This window comes from Pseudomonas sp. GW821-FHT04C07 (genome assembly GCF_059420325.1).
The window spans coordinates 56,259-72,799 of record NZ_JBWKTM010000012.1 but is presented as its reverse complement, the minus strand read 5'-3'; the positions used below and the strand labels follow the sequence as shown (position 1 = coordinate 72,799).

General features: G+C 58.4%; 14 protein-coding genes. 6 read left to right on the top strand and 8 right to left on the bottom strand.

Going from position 1 to position 16,541, the window contains the following annotated elements; translation table 11 throughout:
- Positions 1–17 precede the first annotated feature (17 nt).
- From AC07UI_RS21225 to gpmI, 4 genes are all read right to left on the bottom strand, one after another.
- A complete protein-coding gene (locus tag AC07UI_RS21225) occupies positions 18–800 on the bottom strand; it encodes a divergent polysaccharide deacetylase family protein (RefSeq protein ID WP_494994351.1) in 783 nt (260 codons plus the stop codon).
- Position 801: 1 nt separating this feature from the next.
- Positions 802–2,112: a S41 family peptidase gene (locus tag AC07UI_RS21220; RefSeq protein WP_494994350.1), complete on the bottom strand. Its 1,311-nt coding sequence runs from the start codon at positions 2,110–2,112 to the stop codon at positions 802–804.
- A 32-nt stretch (positions 2,113–2,144) separates the two neighbouring features.
- Entirely contained in the window at positions 2,145–3,431 is a 1,287-nt protein-coding gene (locus tag AC07UI_RS21215; protein ID WP_494994349.1) for a murein hydrolase activator EnvC family protein, read from the bottom strand.
- A 136-nt stretch (positions 3,432–3,567) separates the two neighbouring features.
- Positions 3,568–5,097 carry a 2,3-bisphosphoglycerate-independent phosphoglycerate mutase gene (gene gpmI / locus AC07UI_RS21210; protein WP_494994348.1) on the bottom strand — a complete coding sequence of 510 codons (1,530 nt, stop codon included), beginning with the start codon at positions 5,095–5,097 and terminating at the stop codon, positions 3,568–3,570.
- Positions 5,098–5,249: 152 nt separating this feature from the next.
- Between gpmI and AC07UI_RS21205 the strand changes: the two genes are divergently transcribed.
- The 3 genes from AC07UI_RS21205 to secB are packed head-to-tail and all read left to right on the top strand — an operon-like array spanning position 5,250 to position 6,446.
- On the top strand, positions 5,250–5,663 hold the full coding sequence (locus AC07UI_RS21205) for a rhodanese-like domain-containing protein (protein ID WP_494994347.1): 414 nt from the start codon (positions 5,250–5,252) through the stop codon (positions 5,661–5,663).
- Between the two features lies 1 nt (position 5,664).
- On the top strand, positions 5,665–5,919 hold the full coding sequence (gene grxC / locus AC07UI_RS21200) for a glutaredoxin 3 (protein WP_007939440.1): 255 nt from the start codon (positions 5,665–5,667) through the stop codon (positions 5,917–5,919).
- 41 nt (positions 5,920–5,960) lie between these two features.
- Positions 5,961–6,446 carry a protein-export chaperone SecB gene (gene secB / locus AC07UI_RS21195; RefSeq protein WP_494994346.1) on the top strand — a complete coding sequence of 162 codons (486 nt, stop codon included), beginning with the start codon at positions 5,961–5,963 and terminating at the stop codon, positions 6,444–6,446.
- 181 nt (positions 6,447–6,627) lie between these two features.
- On the opposite strand, the gene trmL is transcribed toward secB, so the two are convergent.
- Positions 6,628–7,083 carry a tRNA (uridine(34)/cytosine(34)/5-carboxymethylaminomethyluridine(34)-2'-O)-methyltransferase TrmL gene (gene trmL, locus AC07UI_RS21190; RefSeq protein ID WP_494994345.1) on the bottom strand — a complete coding sequence of 152 codons (456 nt, stop codon included), beginning with the start codon at positions 7,081–7,083 and terminating at the stop codon, positions 6,628–6,630.
- Here trmL and AC07UI_RS21185 point away from each other — a divergent pair.
- Complete coding sequence (locus AC07UI_RS21185) at positions 7,082–7,522, top strand: hypothetical protein (protein WP_494994344.1); 441 nt, start codon at positions 7,082–7,084, stop codon at positions 7,520–7,522. The two genes, trmL and AC07UI_RS21185, sit on opposite strands and share 2 nt — an antisense overlap.
- Positions 7,523–8,231: 709 nt before the next feature.
- Here the strand turns inward: AC07UI_RS21185 and ntrC are convergent.
- From ntrC to glnA, 3 genes are all read right to left on the bottom strand, one after another.
- Positions 8,232–9,668, bottom strand: coding sequence for a nitrogen regulation protein NR(I) (gene ntrC, locus AC07UI_RS21180; RefSeq protein WP_494994343.1), 1,437 nt, complete (start codon positions 9,666–9,668; stop codon positions 8,232–8,234).
- Entirely contained in the window at positions 9,665–10,750 is a 1,086-nt protein-coding gene (gene glnL, locus AC07UI_RS21175; protein WP_494994342.1) for a nitrogen regulation protein NR(II), read from the bottom strand. Before glnL ends, ntrC begins: the two co-directional genes overlap by 4 nt.
- A 554-nt stretch (positions 10,751–11,304) precedes the next feature.
- The gene (glnA, locus tag AC07UI_RS21170) at positions 11,305–12,711 is read right to left on the bottom strand and encodes a glutamate--ammonia ligase (protein ID WP_494994341.1); all 1,407 of its coding nucleotides are present in this window, start codon (positions 12,709–12,711) and stop codon (positions 11,305–11,307) included.
- Between the two features lie 330 nt (positions 12,712–13,041).
- Here glnA and thiI point away from each other — a divergent pair, with 330 nt between their 5' ends.
- Positions 13,042–14,496 carry a tRNA uracil 4-sulfurtransferase ThiI gene (thiI, locus tag AC07UI_RS21165; RefSeq protein WP_494994340.1) on the top strand — a complete coding sequence of 485 codons (1,455 nt, stop codon included), beginning with the start codon at positions 13,042–13,044 and terminating at the stop codon, positions 14,494–14,496.
- Positions 14,497–14,635: 139 nt separating this feature from the next.
- Entirely contained in the window at positions 14,636–16,456 is a 1,821-nt protein-coding gene (gene typA, locus AC07UI_RS21160; protein ID WP_494994339.1) for a translational GTPase TypA, read from the top strand.
- Positions 16,457–16,541: the final 85 nt, after the last annotated feature.

Genomic DNA, 16,541 nt, shown 5'->3' with positions numbered 1-16,541 from the left:
AGCGTGGGAACGATCTATTAGCGATACACCCCATCTTTCCCATGCCCCACCGTCGCCTTGTTCCCGCGCAGGCTGATCATCAACTTGATATCGATCCACTCGATGCCCTGGGCCTTGAGCTTGGGCAGTTCGCGTTCGAGTACGGCGAGGGTTTGCGGGTAGGGGTGGCCGATCATCACCGCCGAGCCCTGTTTGCGGGCCAGGCTGATTGCTGTCTGCAACTGGGTAGTGATGGCTTGTTCGGTGCGCTCATCGTCGAGAAACACGTCTCGTGAAACGCTCGCCAGTCCAATCTTCTGCGCCTCGGCGGCGGCCACGGTTTTAGCGCTGGTGCGGCTGTCGACGAAGAATTTGTGCCGACGCTGCAATTCGGCCATCAGCCAGGCCATGGCCTTGGTTTCTGCGGTCATGCGGCTGCCCATGTGGTTATTGATACCACTGGTATAGGGAACGGCGCTGAACGCGGCATTCAAGCGCTTTTCAAGCTCTTCTATGGGGAGGTCGGGATGCCAGGCAAACGGGCCGGTGGCCGGGTCCATGGGCATGTGCAACATGACGATCTTGCCAGCGCGGTGAGCTTCGCGGGCAAATTCGGCAGCATGGGGAGTGTCGGGCATGATCGCAGTGGTCACCGGCCCTGGAAGCGCCAGCACTCGGCGATCCCTTGGCAGGTTTTGCCCGAGGTCGTCGATGATCAGGCTCAGGTAAGCCTTGTGCGGGGCTGCCGTCGTTTCGGCGGTTGCTGCATGAGCAGCACCCGCCAGACCCCACAGCAGACTGAGGATGAGCGCAAAGCGCATCTCAGTGGCCGCGGGTGATGCTCAGGCCTTTGAGCAGGCTCAGGGCCTGGGCCAGCTGGTAGTCATCGTCCTGCAGCGATGGCTGCTTGGCTTTTGCGGAGGCGCGGGTTGGCTTGTCGGCGCCGCCGTTGCCATTGCCCAGGTGACCTTGCAGATCAGCTTCCTTGAAGTATTCGCCGTCTTGCTCGTTGGTGATTTTGGCTTTGCGCACTTCGATGTCCGGCACGATGCCTTGAGCCTGGATCGAACGACCGTTCGGGGTGTAGTACAGCGCGGTGGTGATTTTCAGCGCGCGGTCATTGTTCAGCGGCAGTACGGTTTGCACCGAGCCTTTACCGAAGCTGGTGGTGCCCATCAACACAGCACGTTTTTGATCTTGCAGGGCGCCGGCGACAATTTCCGAAGCCGAGGCGCTGCCACCGTTGATCAACACCACCATTGGTACGGCTTCGCTTTCGTCTTTACCGGTCGCGGAGAAACGCAGTTCGGAGTTGGCGATGCGGCCCTTGGTGTAGACAATCAGGCCCTTGGTGATGAAGTGGTCGACCACTTCAACAGCCGATTGCAGCACGCCGCCCGGGTTGTTGCGCAGGTCCAGGACGATACCGCTGAGCCGCTTGCCGTTATCCTTGCGCAGCTTGGCCAGGGCCTTGGAGACCTCCTCGCCGGTTTTTACCTGGAACTGGGTGATGCGGATGTAACCGTAGCCGGACTCGAGCAATTGGCTCTTCACGCTTTTGACCTGAATGGTGGCGCGAGTCAGCGTCACGTCGAACGGTGTGCCGCCGTCGCGAACCAGGGTCAGGGTGATTTTCTGGCCGATCTTGCCACGCATTTTGTCGACCGCTTCGGTCATGCTCTGGCCGCGAGTCGGCTGGCCGTTGATCTTGACGATAAAGTCGCCGGCCTGAATGCCTGCTTTGGACGCTGGAGTATCGTCGATCGGCGAAACGACCTTGATGAAGCCGTCTTCGGCGCCGACTTCGATGCCCAGGCCACCGAATTCGCCGCTGGTGCTTTCCTGCAAATCAGCGAAGTCTTCCGGGCCGAGATAGGCCGAGTGCGGGTCAAGGTTGCTGAGCATGCCCTTGATGGCGTTTTCCAGCAGGGTCTTGTCGTCTACGGGTTCGACATAGGCGGCCTTGATCCGGTCCATGACTTCGGCGAAAGTGCGCAGCTCATCGAGTGGCAATGGAGCCTTGGTGGTCGCGGCCGTTGCCACCGCAGCGGCTTGGGCGGCAAACGCGTGAGGCGCACCGATCACAATGGCGATCGTCAGGGCCAGCGAGGTTAGGCGGGACAAATGCAGCATGTCGAACAAACTCCTGAGATTAGGTAACGCGCTTATCCTTGCGCACGGCACCATTGTGCCGGATCACTCGGGTGACCCTGCTGACGAATAGCGAAATACAGCGCTGGCGTGTCTTGCCCGCCACTGTTGCCGACAGTGGAGATCGACTCACCGGCTTTTACAACATCACCAGCGGCTTTAAGCAGCGTCTGGTTGTGACCATAAAGGCTCAGAAACCCGTTGCCATGGTCGAGAATGACCAGCAACCCAGCCCCTCGCAACCAGTCGGCGAATACCACGCGACCGCCATGTACGGCGTGCACCTGGCTGCCGGCGGAGGCGCTGATCATCACGCCGTCCCACTTGGTGCGGGCATCATCGCCACGGGTTTCACCAAAACGCGCAAGCAGTCGACCATCAACCGGCCATGGAAGTTTGCCGCGCGCTGACGCAAAAGGGCCGCCGTAGGAGGCTCCAGCACTGGAAACCAAGGGGCCGGGCGCGGCTTTAGCCGGTTTGTGCGGGCTCTCGTCGGCAGCCGCCTGGGCCTCACGCAAGCGCTTTTTTTCGGCTTCTTGCTGGGCGATCAACGCTTTTTGCCGCGCTTCTTCTGCCTCGCGGGCCTGACGGGCCAGAGTTTCTTCGATGGTTTTGAGTACTTTAGACAGGTCCGCTTGATCCTGCTCGCGGGCTTGAAGCTTCTGGTCGCGAGCCTTCACATCGTCGTTGAGTCTGGCCAATGCCAATTGGCGTTCTTTGCGGACTTTGTCGAGTTCGTCGCGCTGGCTGTCGAGGCTGCTTTTCTGCACCAGCAGTTGGGCTTGCTGCATGGCGATGTCCTGCTCGACGTTGGCCAGTTGGCGCAGGGTTTCGTTGAAATTCTTTAGCTGCTCCAGGCGTGCCTGGCTCAGGTAGTCGTAATAGGTCAGGGTCCGGGCGAACTTTTCCGGGTTTTGTTGATTCAGCAGCAGCTTCAAGTATTCCTGACGGCCGTTCTGGTAGGCGGCTCGGGCCTGAATAGCGATCAGTCGTTGCTGTTCAATGCGCGCGCTCTGGAGTTTTTTTTTCTCTTCATCGAGTCGCTGCAGCTCGGATTCGCTTTTTTTCAGCTCTTTCTGCAGGGTTTCGACCTGTTTCTCCAGTTTGCCCATCTCGGTTTCGGTGCCGCGCAGTTCTTTCTGCACGCCGGATTTTTCCTCCTGCAGTTTGCCGAGGAGTTTTTTCAGCTCAGTAATATCCTGACGCGTGGCGTCCAACTGTTGTTGGGTTTGCGCGCGCTCATCGGCAAAGGCCGGTTGGAGCAGGCAGGTCAGAGCTAGGGCAATCAGGGCGCGAAGCATAGAGGCGGGCGACACCAGGGAAAGGGACAGCCTAGTATGCCCGCCGCGGACCGCAAAAAAAACGCCCCGAAGCTAACTGCTTTGAGGCGTTCGTCATAAAAAGCCGTTTATGGCCTTTGATTGAGTCGTTTTACTATCAGACTAGTATCGAAGTGCCAGTCATTTCTTCAGGTTGCTTGAGACCCAGCAGTTTGAGCATGGTCGGCGCCACGTCGGCCAGTACCCCGCCTTCGCGGACTTTAAGGTCGCGTTTGCCGACATAGATGAACGGTACCGGCTCAGTCGTGTGAGCGGTATGGGCTTGACCTGTGGTCTCGTCCGACATCTGCTCGACGTTGCCGTGGTCAGCCGTGATCAGTGCCTCGCCGCCGACCTTTTCCAGTGCCTCGACAATCCGCCCAACACATAGATCCAGGCATTCAACGGCCTTCACTGCTGCCTCGAACACGCCGCTGTGACCGACCATGTCGCCGTTGGCATAGTTGACGATGATGACGTCGTAACGCTGGTTTTCGATGGCGTCGACGATTTTGTCGGTGACTTGCGGCGCGCTCATTTCAGGTTGCAGGTCATAAGTCGCGACTTTCGGCGACGGGATCAGGATGCGCTCTTCGCCCGGGAAAGGTTCTTCACGGCCGCCAGAGAAGAAGAAGGTCACGTGGGCGTACTTCTCGGTCTCGGCAATGCGCAGCTGAGTCTTGCCGTTTTTTGCCAGGTAATCGCCCAGCACGTTTTCCAGGCTGCCCGGCGCAAACGCCGACGGTGCTGGAATGCTTGCCGCGTATTGAGTGAGCATGACGAAACCGGCCAGTTTCGGCTGGCGGGCGCGTTCGAAGTCGTTGAAGCCGTCTTCGACAAACACCCGGGTGAGCTCGCGAGCGCGGTCGGCGCGGAAGTTCATGAAGACCACGGCATCGCCGTCTTCGACCTTGACCGGCGTACCAATGGTTGTGGCTTTAACGAATTCGTCGCTCTCGCCGCGTTCGTACGCAGCTTGCAGGCCTTGCTGAGCAGTGGCCGCGTTGAATTCACCCTTGCCGTCGACGATCAGCTCGTAGGCCTGGGACACACGGTCCCAACGGTTGTCGCGGTCCATGGCGAAGTAGCGGCCAATGATGCTGGCGATCCGGCCCTTGCCAAGGGTTCTGAAGGTTTCATCAAGCAGTTCGATTGACGATTGGGCGCTTTTTGGCGGAGTGTCACGGCCGTCGAGAAAGGCGTGCAGGTAGATTTTCTCCGCGCCACGCTTGAACGCCAGCTCGGCCATGGCCACCAGGTGGTCCTGATGACTATGCACGCCGCCTTCGGACAAGAGTCCGAGCAGATGCACCGCTTTGCCAGCGGCCACGGCTTTATCTACCGCCGCGCAGATGGTCGGATTTTCGAAAAACTCGCCGTCGCGGATCGATTTGGTCACTCGGGTGAAGTCCTGGTACACCACGCGGCCGGCGCCAAGGTTCATGTGGCCGACTTCCGAGTTGCCCATTTGGCCGTCCGGCAGGCCGACGTCCATGCCTGAGCCCGAGATCAAACCGTTCGGGACAGTGGCGCACAGACGGTCAAGGACTGGCTTTTTGGCCGAATAGACGGCGTTGTGTTCTTGGCTTTCACTGTAACCGAAGCCATCCAGAATCATCAGGACCAAAGGTTTAGGCGTGGTAGTCATAGATTCCACTCGTGGCTGGATTAAAAGAGGCGATGGAAAAGGGAGTGGCAGTTTAAAGCTAAGTTCCGACCGCGTCACCGCCGGGCGGGGTGTGGTCGGCCAAGGCGGCTGTGTATACTGGCCGACATTTTAACGCCCTGGAACCTCCTTCGATGGTTGCTCACCTGATTGAATTTGCCACTAACCACTATCTGCTCGTCGGTATCTTCGTCGTACTGCTGGCGTTGCTGATCGCTTATCAGATGCAAGGCGGCGGCCGCAGCCTGAGCACCGGTGAACTGACCGGGCTAGTCAACAAAGACGCAGGCGTGGTAATTGACATTCGTCCGACCAAGGATTTCGCCGCCGGTCACATCGTAGGCGCGTTGAACATTCCTCAGGACAAACTGACCGCTCGCGTCGGTGAACTGGAAAAGCACAAGGCCAAGACCATTATTCTGGTCGACGCCATGGGCCAGACTGCCGGCACTCATGCCCGCGAACTGATAAAGGCCGGCTTCACCGCCGCCAAGCTGTCCGGTGGTATTTCCAGCTGGAAAGCCGACAATCTGCCGCTGGTGAAGTGATATGAACAACGTCGTCGTCTATTCCAGCGATTACTGCCCTTATTGTTCGCGAGCCAAGTACCTGCTCGAGAACAAAGGCGTAGCCTTCGAAGAGATCAAGGTCGATGGCAAGCCGCAGGTGCGTGCCGCGATGGCTCAGAAGGCCGGGCGTACGTCCGTGCCGCAGATCTGGATCGGCAGCACCCACGTTGGCGGCTGTGATGATTTGTTTGCCCTGGAGCGCGCCGGCAAGCTCGACGCCATGCTCAAGGCTTGAATTCCTTACCCTACAAGACCCGAGATCAGAAAGGATCCGAGATGACTGACCAACAGAACACTGCAGCTAGCGAAGAAGAAACCGCACCGCAATTCTCCCTGCAGCGCATCTACGTGCGTGACCTGTCCTTCGAAGCCCCGAAAAGCCCGGCGATCTTTCGCCAGCAGTGGGAGCCGACCGTCGGCCTGGATCTGAACACCCGTCAGAAAGCTCTGGAAGGTGACTTCCACGAAGTCGTGCTGACCCTGTCGGTTACTGTGAAGAACGGTGAAGAGGTCGCGTTCATCGCTGAAGTGCAACAGGCCGGGATCTTCCTGATCAAGAACCTGGACGACGCTTCGATGAGCCACACCCTGGGCGCGTTCTGCCCGAACATCCTGTTCCCGTACGCTCGCGAAACCCTGGACAGCCTGGTGACTCGCGGTTCGTTCCCGGCCCTGATGCTGGCTCCGGTGAACTTCGACGCACTGTACGCGCAAGAACTGCAACGCATGCAGGCCGCCGGCGAATCGCCGACTGTGCAATAAGCGTTCGATGTTGACGAAAAAAGCGCCGTTACAGGCGCTTTTTTCATGGGGCTGGAATACGTGGCTCGATCATTCCCATGCTTTGCGTGGGAATGCCTCAAGGGACGCTCCGCGTCCAGTGACGCAGAGCGTCACGGGCTGCATTCCCACGCAGGAGCGTGGGAACGATCAGGTTGTGTAGTTATTTGAAACCGAGCTGCCGCCAGCCTTCGTAAACCGCCACGGCGACGGTGTTAGACAGGTTGAGACTGCGGCAGCCTTCACGCATCGGCAGGCGCAGTCGTTGTTCGGCCGGTAGGGCGTCCAGTACGTCGGCGGGCAGGCCACGGCTTTCCGGGCCAAAGAGAAAAGCATCACCTTCGGCAAAGCTGGCATCGTGAAACGGCCGCGAACCTTTGGTGGTAAAGGCGAACAAGCGCGGCTGGCCGAGGCTTTCCAGGCAGCTGGCGAGGTCGGCATGGCGTTGCAGGGTGGCGTACTCGTGATAATCGAGACCGGCCCGGCGCAGGCGCTTGTCGTCCATCTCGAAGCCCAGGGGCTCGATCAAATGCAGGTGGCAGCCACTGTTGGCGCACAGCCTGATAACGTTGCCGGTATTCGGCGGAATTTCTGGTTGAAATAGGATGACGTGAAACATGCACGGCTCCGAAGGTAAAGATGGGCTGCATTCTACGCCTGAAGCAGACCCGCAGCCGAAGCTATTACTGCGGGTGCTCGGCTCTTTGGCGATTGTCGGCATGATGGTCGGGCTGATGATCGGTCGCCTGGCGGCGCCGGATCCCACTGAGTTGCAGCAGGTGGAGGTTGTCGCTGACGGCCTGGTGGTGTGGTTCAACAATGAGCCGAAGATCCACGGTGAACATATCGACGGGACTGTCGCGCTATTGTTCGACGCGACGGGCAGGGCTCAGAACGGCCGTCTGAAGGTCAACGACAGGAGTGCGAACTGGCGGGTAAGGGCTGCGGATGCGGGGTTGTTACTGAGTCTGGTGGCGGCCCGACCGTTGCGTGGTGAGTGGGCTGGTGCTGAGGTGGGCGGGCGCTGGCGGCTGGAGATCCATCTCCGGGAGGAATAAAAGAGGGAATCCCCGGCCTGCCTGTACCAAGGTTCCCGAAACCGGGTGGGGCTCGTCGCTGTCTGCGTCATGAGCCCCAGGTGTAAAGAGGGGAATCCCCGGCCTGCCTGTACCAAGGTCCCCGAAACCGGGCGGGGCTCGTCGCTGTTTGCGTCGTGAGCCCCAAGTGTAAAGAGGGGAATCCCCGGCCTGCCTGTACCAAGGTCCCCGAAACTGGGTTGTGCTTGGGCTATTGCAGGGGGCGTGCCAGTTTTTGATAAAACGAGTTGAAAACCCTTTGGATGCCGCTGAAAGCCCCGTATTTCGGGGCTTTTGCGTTTTAGGGGATTTTGTTTTCAGAGAGAAAAACTGAGTTTTTCAGGTTTTTGTTTCTGCTCGATCGCAGCTCACGATGCGTTGAGGCAGTGCACGCACACCATTGCGGTGCACGAAAGCCCAAAAGCATCGCGGGCAAGCCTCGTTCCTACAGGGCATTGATTGTGCCCACGCTCCGCGTGGGCATGCATCCCGTGACGCTCTGCGTCACAGTGGGCGCGGAGCGCCCATAGAGGCGTTACCACGCAGAGCGTGGGAACGATCGGGGATCAGGACTTGTCATGCCCACGCTCCGCGTGGGCATGCCTCCCGTGACGCTCTGCGTGACAGTGGGCGCGGAGCGCCCATAGAGGCGTTACCACGCAGAGCGTGGGAACGATCTGGGGGGCAGGACTTAACCCTCATCTCCCTCGTCATCATCACCGCCATCGACCTTCATCCCCAGTTCCTTGATCTTGCGGGTCAAGGTGTTGCGGCCCCAGCCCAGCAGCACGGCGGCGTCGCGGCGGCGGCCGGCGGTGTGTTTGAGGGCTGTTTCGATCATGATCCGCTCGAAGCTCGGCACTGCGCTGTCGAGCAGGCTCGATTGACCGCGTGCCAGCGCCTGATCGGCCCATTGGCGTAGCGCCTGCTCCCAGTTGGTCACCGGTGCAGAGTCTTGTGGCAGGTTCAGCAGTTCAGGTGGCAGGTCGCTGATATGCACTTCGCGACCCGAAGCCATCACCGTGATCCAGCGGCACGTGTTCTCCAGTTGACGCACGTTGCCGGGCCACGGCAGGTTTTTCAGGTATTCCTCGGTTTCGCTCTTCAGCAGTTTTGGCTCGACTGCCAGCTCTTGCGCGGCGCGGCTGAGGAAGTGCTTGGCCAGGGTCGGAATGTCTTCGCGGCGGTCCGACATGCGCGGGATGTGGATACGAATCACATTGAGGCGGTGGAACAAGTCTTCACGGAATTTCCCGGCATGAACCAGGGTTTCCAGATTCTGGTGAGTCGCGGCGATGATGCGTACATCGACCTTGACCGGCGTGTGACCGCCGACCCGGTAAAACTCGCCATCGGCCAATACCCGCAACAGACGCGTCTGGGTGTCGGCCGGCATGTCGCCGATCTCATCGAGAAACAACGTGCCGCCATCGGCTTGTTCGAAGCGTCCGCGGCGCAGGTTGGCTGCACCGGTAAACGCGCCTTTCTCGTGGCCGAACAGCTCGGATTCCATCAGATCCTTGGGGATCGCGGCCATGTTCAGGGCAATGAACGGTGACGCCGCCCGTGGGCTGTGACGGTGCAAGGCGTGGGCCACCAGTTCTTTACCGGTGCCGGATTCGCCGTTGATCAATACGGTGATGTTGGAGTGGCTGAGACGACCGATAGCGCGAAACACTTCCTGCATCGCCGGTGCTTCGCCAATGATTTCCGGGGTGCGGGTCAGGGTCGGCACCACTTCCAGGCCTTGCTGTTCCTGGGCGTGCTGGTTGGCGCGTTTGACCAGGGAAACGGCTTCGTCAACATCGAACGGCTTGGGCAGGTACTCGAAAGCACCACCCTGATAGGACGCGACAGCGCTGTCCAGGTCGGAGTGAGCCGTCATGATGATCACTGGCAACCGTGGGTGCTGTTCGCGAATCCGCGCCAACAGGTCCAGACCGCTGGTGCCCGGCATACGGATGTCGGAGATGATCACATCCGGTTGCTGGCGAGCCAGGCGGCTCATCACGCCATCGGCACTGTCGAAGCTTTGGGTGGTCATGCCTTCTTGTTGCAAGGCCTTTTCCAGAACCCAACGGATAGAACGGTCGTCATCGACGATCCACACGGTTTCACTACGGCTCATGTCGATGGGGCTCCTTGTTCCAGTGGCAGAAAGATCGAGAACGTGGTGTGGCCAGGATGGCTGTCACATTCGATCAGGCCCTGGTGCTGGCTGATGATGTTCTGAGTAATGGCAAGGCCCAGCCCGGTACCGTCCGGACGGCCGCTGACCATCGGGAAGAAGATGGTTTCTTGCAATTCGGCGGGGATGCCCGGGCCGTTGTCGATGATTTCGATCTTGGTCACCAACCGATGGCGCACATGGCCAATGGTGAACTGACGCATCGCGCGGGTGCGCAGGCTGATCCGGCCCAGGCGCAGTTCGTTCTGGCTGCTGATGGCCTGCATGGCGTTGCGCACGATGTTGAGTACTGCCTGGATCATCTGTTCGCGGTCGATCAATACGTCAGGAATGCTCGGGTCATAATCGCGCACCAAGGTGATGCAGCCCTGGCTTTCTGCTTCCACCAGACTGCCCACGCGCTCGAGCACTTCATGGATGTTGGTCATCGCCAGTGACGGCAGTTTGTTCGAGCCGAGCATGCGATCCACCAGGTTGCGCAGGCGATCGGCCTCTTCGATGATGACGTTGGTGTAATCCTTGAGGCTTTCTTCCGGTAGCTCGCGGGCCAGCAACTGTGCGGCGCCGCGAATCCCGCCCAGAGGGTTCTTGATCTCATGGGCCAGGCCGCGCACCAGCATCTTGCTGGTTTCCTGTTTGGACAGCTGAGCCTCTTCCTTGGTGATTCGCAGCAAGCGGTCACGCGGGTGGACTTCCAGCAGCAGCAGGGTGTTGCCATTGCTGAGGATCGGCGTCACGGCGTAATCGACGGTCAGGGTCTGGCCGGTCAGCGCAGTGAGCATCGCTTCGCGCTTGGTGAACGGGTGAGCCTGCTCGACGGCCTGGCGCAAGGAGTTCAGGGCTTCGGCCGATTCGGTGAACAGCTCGCTGATGAATTGCCCATGACTGCGCTGGCCGCTGATGGCCAGCAGCATTTCCGCCGCGGGGTTCATGTACTCAAGGCGCAGGTCCGCGTTGAGCAGAATGGTCGCGGTGGTCAGGTTGTCGAGTAGCAAGCGGTGCAGTGTGTCGCTGATGGTCATGAGTATATGGTGACCTCTTTTGAAGCAATACAACCCGAGGCCGGTCCCGGATTGCGCGCGCGGATATAGCGCTGATATGAGGAAAATGCAAAAACCAAACCAAGGCTCCGAAAAGAAGCGTTAAACCCCTGAAACAGGCGTTTGAAGCTCGATTGCGTGGCGTTCTGCCAGCTTCTCCGGGTATTTTCGAACCAAAATGGGTTGATAAGTGGGTGGGGTGCAATTCATTGCACCAATATAGTGCGCAAACCTGGGCGGCGTTTAGAAGAATGAAAAGATGCTGCTCTTTTTTTCTTTGGCTTTCCTTGTCATTGGCTGTGGGGTGGTATCGCTCGGTTTCACTGGCTTGGGATTACCCTGTGTCAATTGGACACGTTTTTGCGTTACCTGACTGGGGGTGATCGATGAGGGCCCGATTTCCCGGCGCTTGGACTTCCGTTTGATGAAGGCATCACGGTGCGATGTCAGTATGAGCTCTCTGGCGTGTATCGCGCCCACAAAAAAGGCCTCCCGAAGGAGGCCTCTGTTACGCCGCTTGCGCGAGCGCTACCGGATTAGCAGCTGTAGTACAGCTCGTATTCCAGTGGGTGTACGAAGGTACGTACTTTGATTTCTTCTTCGCTTTTCAGGGCGATGTAAGCGTCGATGAAGTCGTCGCTGAAAACGCCGCCTTTGGTCAGGAACGCACGACCTTTGTCCAGCTCTTCCAGGGCTTCTTTCAGGCTGCCGCAAACTTGTGGGATCTCTTTAGCCTCTTCAGGCGGCAGGTCGTACAGGTTTTTGTCAGCAGCATCGCCTGGGTGGATCTTGTTCTGGATGCCGTCCAGGCCAGCCATCAACAGTGCAGCGAAGCCCAGGTACGGGTTGGCTGCTGGATCCGGGAAGCGAGCTTCGATACGGCGAGCTTTAGGGCTGGACACGTAAGGAATACGGATCGAAGCGGAACGGTTGCGAGCCGAGTAGGCCAGCATTACTGGAGCTTCGAAGCCTGGGACCAGACGCTTGTAGGAGTTGGTCGACGGGTTGGTGAAGCCGTTCAGGGCCTTACCGTGCTTGATGATACCGCCGATGAAGTACAGGGCGGTGTCGGACAGGCCGGCATAACCTTCGCCAGCGAAGGTGTTCTTGCCATCTTTGGAGATGGACATGTGAACGTGCATACCCGAGCCGTTGTCGCCGTACAGCGGCTTAGGCATGAAGGTCGCGGTGCGGCCGTAAGCGTCGGCAACGTTGTGTACGCAGTATTTCAGGGTCTGAACTTCGTCAGCCTTGGCTACCAGGGTGTTGAACTTGACGCCGATTTCGTTCTGGCCGGCAGTCGCCACTTCGTGGTGGTGAACTTCGATGACCAGGCCCATTTCTTCCATGGCATTGCACATGGAGGTACGGATTTCGTGGTCGTGGTCGAACGGAGGAACCGGGAAGTAGCCGCCTTTGACGCCTGGACGGTGGCCTTTGTTACCGCCTTCGACGTCCTGGTCAGACATCCACGAACCTTGTTCGGAGAAGATCTTGAACATGGAGCCGGAGATGTCGGACTTGAACTTCACTTCGTCGAAGATGAAGAATTCTGGCTCTGGACCAACGAATACGGTGTCGCCGATGCCGGTGGACTTCAGGTATTCCTCGGCACGGTGGGCAATGGCGCGTGGGTCGCGGTCATAGCCTTGCATGGTCGAAGGTTCGATGATGTCGCAGACCAGGATCAGGGTCGGCTCTTCGGTGAACGGATCGAGAACGGCGGTAGAGTCGTCCGGCAGCAGGATCATGTCGGAGGCTTCGATGCCTTTCCAGCCGGCGATGGAGGAGCCGTCGAACATTTTGCCGATTTCGAAGAAATCTTCATCCAGCGCATCACGGGCCGGCATGGTCACGTGGTGCTGAGTGCCTTTTGTGTCAGTGAAGCGCAGATCAATCCATTTGACGTCATGATCTTTGATGAGTTGAACCGACTTCGACATAGTGTCCTCCGGGTGGCTTCGGGCTGGTAGTGGAGTGCCCTTAGAATGTGGGTGATGCCGGCGCGAATACTCTGCCAAGGCAACCTGCCTCACAAGGGAGCAAATTGCATGCCAGTGCCCCGACTTGGGTTTTTCGCCCCAAACTCACGCATATATAGGTGAGCGCGGGAAATTCCGCGGGTTTTTCGCACTGCAATGTGGCGTCAAAAAGCCTTAACGCCCCGTTTTAGTGCGTCAATGGCCATCTGTATATTAACTGGTTAAACCTTGAGCAATTTCCGCTATAATCCGCGCCCCCCTTTTTCGGCTGGCCCCTCGCGCGCTGTTTTCATGAAACTAATCGTAAAAGTTTTCCCCGAAATCACTATCAAGAGCCGCCCGGTACGGATGCGTTTCATCCGCCAGCTGGCCAAGAACATCCGTGCCGTGCTCCGCGATCTGGACCCGGCGGTGGTGGTGAACGGTGTGTGGGACAATCTTGAGCTGGAAACACAGGTCAGCGAGCCGAAAGCCTTGAAGGATATGACTGATCGCCTGAGCTGCATGCCGGGCATCGCGCATTTCCTGCAGGTCGACGAGTACCCGTTGGGCGACTTCGACGACATCGTCGCCAAGTGCAAACAGCACTTCGGTGATGCCTTGCCGGGCAAGATCTTTTCAGTGCGCTGCAAGCGCGCCGGCAAGCACGAATTTACCTCGATGGACGTCGAGAAATACGTCGGTAGCCAGCTGCGTCGTCAGTGCGGCGCCGCCGGGATTTCCTTGAAAACGCCGGCAATCGAAGTGCGGATGGAAATTCGCGACCAACGGTTGTTTGTGATTCACAGCCAGCACAACGGCATCGGCGGTTATCCGTTGGGCGCCCTCGAACAGACCCTGGTGTTGATGTCCGGCGGTTTCGATTCGACGGTGGCGGCCTACCAGATCATGCGCCGCGGGCTGATGAGCCATTTCTGCTTCTTCAATCTCGGTGGGCGTGCCCACGAATTGGGCGTGATGGAAGTCGCGCACTTCATCTGGAAGAAGTACGGCAGCTCCCAGCGCGTGTTATTTGTCAGTGTGCCATTCGAGGAAGTGCTGGGAGAAATTCTCGGCAAAGTCGATAACAGTCATATGGGCGTAGTATTGAAGCGTATGATGTTGCGCGCTGCGTCCCGAATCGCTGATCGGCTGGACATCGATGCGCTGGTGACCGGCGAAGCGATTTCCCAGGTTTCCAGCCAGACGCTGCCGAACCTGTCCGTGATCGACTGCGTGACCGACAAGCTGGTGTTGCGCCCGCTGATCGCCAGTCACAAGCAGGACATCATTGACCTTGCCAACGAAATCGGCACCGCCGACTTCGCCAAGCACATGCCGGAGTATTGCGGGGTCATTTCGGTGAACCCCAAGACCCACGCCAAGCGTCCGCGCGTGGAGCATGAAGAGAAAGAATTCGATATGGCGGTGCTCGAGCGTGCGCTCGAGAACGCCAAACTGGTGCCGATCGATCGGGTGATCGACGAATTGGGCCAGGATGTGCAGGTTGAAGAAGTCAGTGAGGCGCTGGCCGGTCAGATCATCATCGACATCCGTCACCCGGATGCCGCCGAAGACGATCCGCTGGAGCTCGCTGGCATCGAGGTACAAGCGATGCCGTTTTATGCATTGAACGCTCGTTTCAAGGAACTGGACCCTACTCGCCAGTACCTGCTGTATTGCGACAAAGGCGTGATGAGTCGCCTGCATGCCCACCATTTGCTCAGTGAGGGGCATGCCAATGTGCGCGTTTATCGACCGAGCTAAGAGCCCGGGGCTGTATGCCTGTGGCCTGCGTCACCGGCCCCCCGACGCCGCCGTCAAGCTGTAACGGCAAGGCCTGACTCTACTGTAAATCGCTGCCAAGACTTGTCAGCACACCGAATCCTCTGATCGAGATACACAAGTGATCGAAAATCTACGCAACATCGCCATCATTGCTCACGTTGACCATGGTAAAACCACCCTGGTAGACAAACTCCTGCGTCAATCCGGCACCCTGGAGCGCAACGAGCTCAACGACGAGCGCGTGATGGACTCCAACGACCAGGAGAAAGAGCGCGGTATTACCATTCTGGCGAAAAACACCGCCATCAACTGGAACGGCTACCACATCAACATCGTGGACACCCCGGGCCACGCCGACTTCGGCGGCGAAGTTGAACGCGTAATGTCGATGGTTGACTCCGTTCTGCTGCTGGTTGACGCTCAAGACGGCCCTATGCCGCAAACCCGTTTCGTGACCAAGAAGGCTTTCGAAGCCGGCCTGCGTCCAATCGTGGTGATCAACAAGGTTGACCGTCCAGGCGCGCGTCCGGACTGGGTTCTGGACCAGATCTTCGATCTGTTCGACAACCTGGGTGCCACCGAAGAACAGCTGGACTTCAAAGTCGTCTACGCTTCGGCCCTGAACGGTATTGCCGGTCTGGACCACACCGACATGGCTGAAGACATGACCCCGCTGTACCAGTCGATCGTCGACAACGTACCTGCGCCGAAAGTCGACCGTGACGGTCCGTTCCAGATGCAAATTTCCGCTCTGGACTACAACAGCTTCCTGGGTGTTATCGGCGTTGGCCGTATCGCTCGTGGTCGCATCAAGCCGAACACTCCGGTTGTCGCTATCGACGCCGACGGCAAGAAGCGTACCGGTCGTATCCTGAAGCTGATGGGTCACCACGGTCTGCACCGTATCGACGTTGAAGAAGCAGCTGCCGGCGACATCGTCTGCATCAGCGGCTTCGAGCAACTGTTCATCTCCGACACCCTGTGCGACCCACTGAACGTCGAAGCGATGAAGCCGTTGACCGTCGACGAGCCAACCGTTTCCATGACCTTCCAGGTAAACGACTCGCCTTTCTGCGGTAAAGAAGGCAAGTTCGTGACCAGCCGTAACATCAAGGAGCGTCTGGACAAAGAGTTGCTGTACAACGTGGCACTGCGCGTTGAAGAAGGCGACTCGGCTGATAAGTTCAAAGTATCCGGCCGTGGTGAGCTGCACCTTTCGGTACTGATCGAAACCATGCGTCGCGAAGGCTTCGAAATGGGTGTTGGTCGTCCGGAAGTGATCATCCGTCTGGTTGACGGCGTGAAGCACGAACCGTACGAAAACGTGACCATCGATCTGCCGGAAGAATCCCAGGGTTCGATCATGGAACAAATGGGTATCCGTAAAGGCGACCTGACCAACATGGTTCCGGATGGCAAGGGCCGTGTGCGCCTTGAGTACAACATCCCGGCCCGTGGCCTGATCGGTTTCCGTAACGAGTTCCTGACCCTGACCTCCGGTGCTGGCATCCTGACCTCGATCTTCGACCGTTACGACGCGATGAAGTCCGGCGACATGTCCGGCCGTCAAAACGGCGTGCTGGTATCGGTAGCTACCGGTAAGGCGCTGACCTACTCGCTGGAAACCCTGCAGTCGCGTGGCAAGCTGTTCATCGAACACGGCCAGGACATCTATGAAGGTCAAATCGTTGGTCTGAACAGCCGCGACAACGACCTGGGTGTTAACCCGACTAAAGGCAAGAAGCTCGACAACATGCGTGCTTCGGGTAAAGACGAAACCATCGCTCTGGTTCCGCCTGTACGTTTCACTCTGGAGCAAGCTCTGGAATTCGTACAAGAAGACGAGCTGTGTGAAGTCACTCCTAAGTCCATCCGTCTTCGCAAGAAGATCCTGGGCGAAAGCGAGCGTACCCGCGCTGCCAAGAAAAGCGGCAACTGATTCGTTAGTTAGCTGTTAAAAAAACGCCCCCGACCGCAAGGTCGGGGGCGTTTTTTTTGTCTGGGTTTTTTTGCGGTGTTTGTCA

Bases quoted from the DNA above. Each gene is read 5' to 3' on its own strand.
- AC07UI_RS21225 (WP_494994351.1), bottom strand. From the start codon at position 800: ATGCGCTTTGCGCTCATCCTCAGTCTGCTGTGGGGTCTGGCGGGTGCT.
- AC07UI_RS21220 (WP_494994350.1), bottom strand. From the start codon at position 2,112: ATGCTGCATTTGTCCCGCCTAACCTCGCTGGCCCTGACGATCGCCATT.
- AC07UI_RS21215 (WP_494994349.1), bottom strand. From the start codon at position 3,431: ATGCTTCGCGCCCTGATTGCCCTAGCTCTGACCTGCCTGCTCCAACCG.
- gpmI (WP_494994348.1), bottom strand. From the start codon at position 5,097: ATGACTACCACGCCTAAACCTTTGGTCCTGATGATTCTGGATGGCTTC.
- AC07UI_RS21205 (WP_494994347.1), top strand. From the start codon at position 5,250: ATGGTTGCTCACCTGATTGAATTTGCCACTAACCACTATCTGCTCGTC.
- grxC (WP_007939440.1), top strand. From the start codon at position 5,665: ATGAACAACGTCGTCGTCTATTCCAGCGATTACTGCCCTTATTGTTCG.
- secB (WP_494994346.1), top strand. From the start codon at position 5,961: ATGACTGACCAACAGAACACTGCAGCTAGCGAAGAAGAAACCGCACCG.
- AC07UI_RS21185 (WP_494994344.1), top strand. From the start codon at position 7,082: ATGCACGGCTCCGAAGGTAAAGATGGGCTGCATTCTACGCCTGAAGCA.
- trmL (WP_494994345.1), bottom strand. From the start codon at position 7,083: ATGTTTCACGTCATCCTATTTCAACCAGAAATTCCGCCGAATACCGGC.
- ntrC (WP_494994343.1), bottom strand. From the start codon at position 9,668: ATGAGCCGTAGTGAAACCGTGTGGATCGTCGATGACGACCGTTCTATC.
- glnL (WP_494994342.1), bottom strand. From the start codon at position 10,750: ATGACCATCAGCGACACACTGCACCGCTTGCTACTCGACAACCTGACC.
- glnA (WP_494994341.1), bottom strand. From the start codon at position 12,711: ATGTCGAAGTCGGTTCAACTCATCAAAGATCATGACGTCAAATGGATT.
- thiI (WP_494994340.1), top strand. From the start codon at position 13,042: ATGAAACTAATCGTAAAAGTTTTCCCCGAAATCACTATCAAGAGCCGC.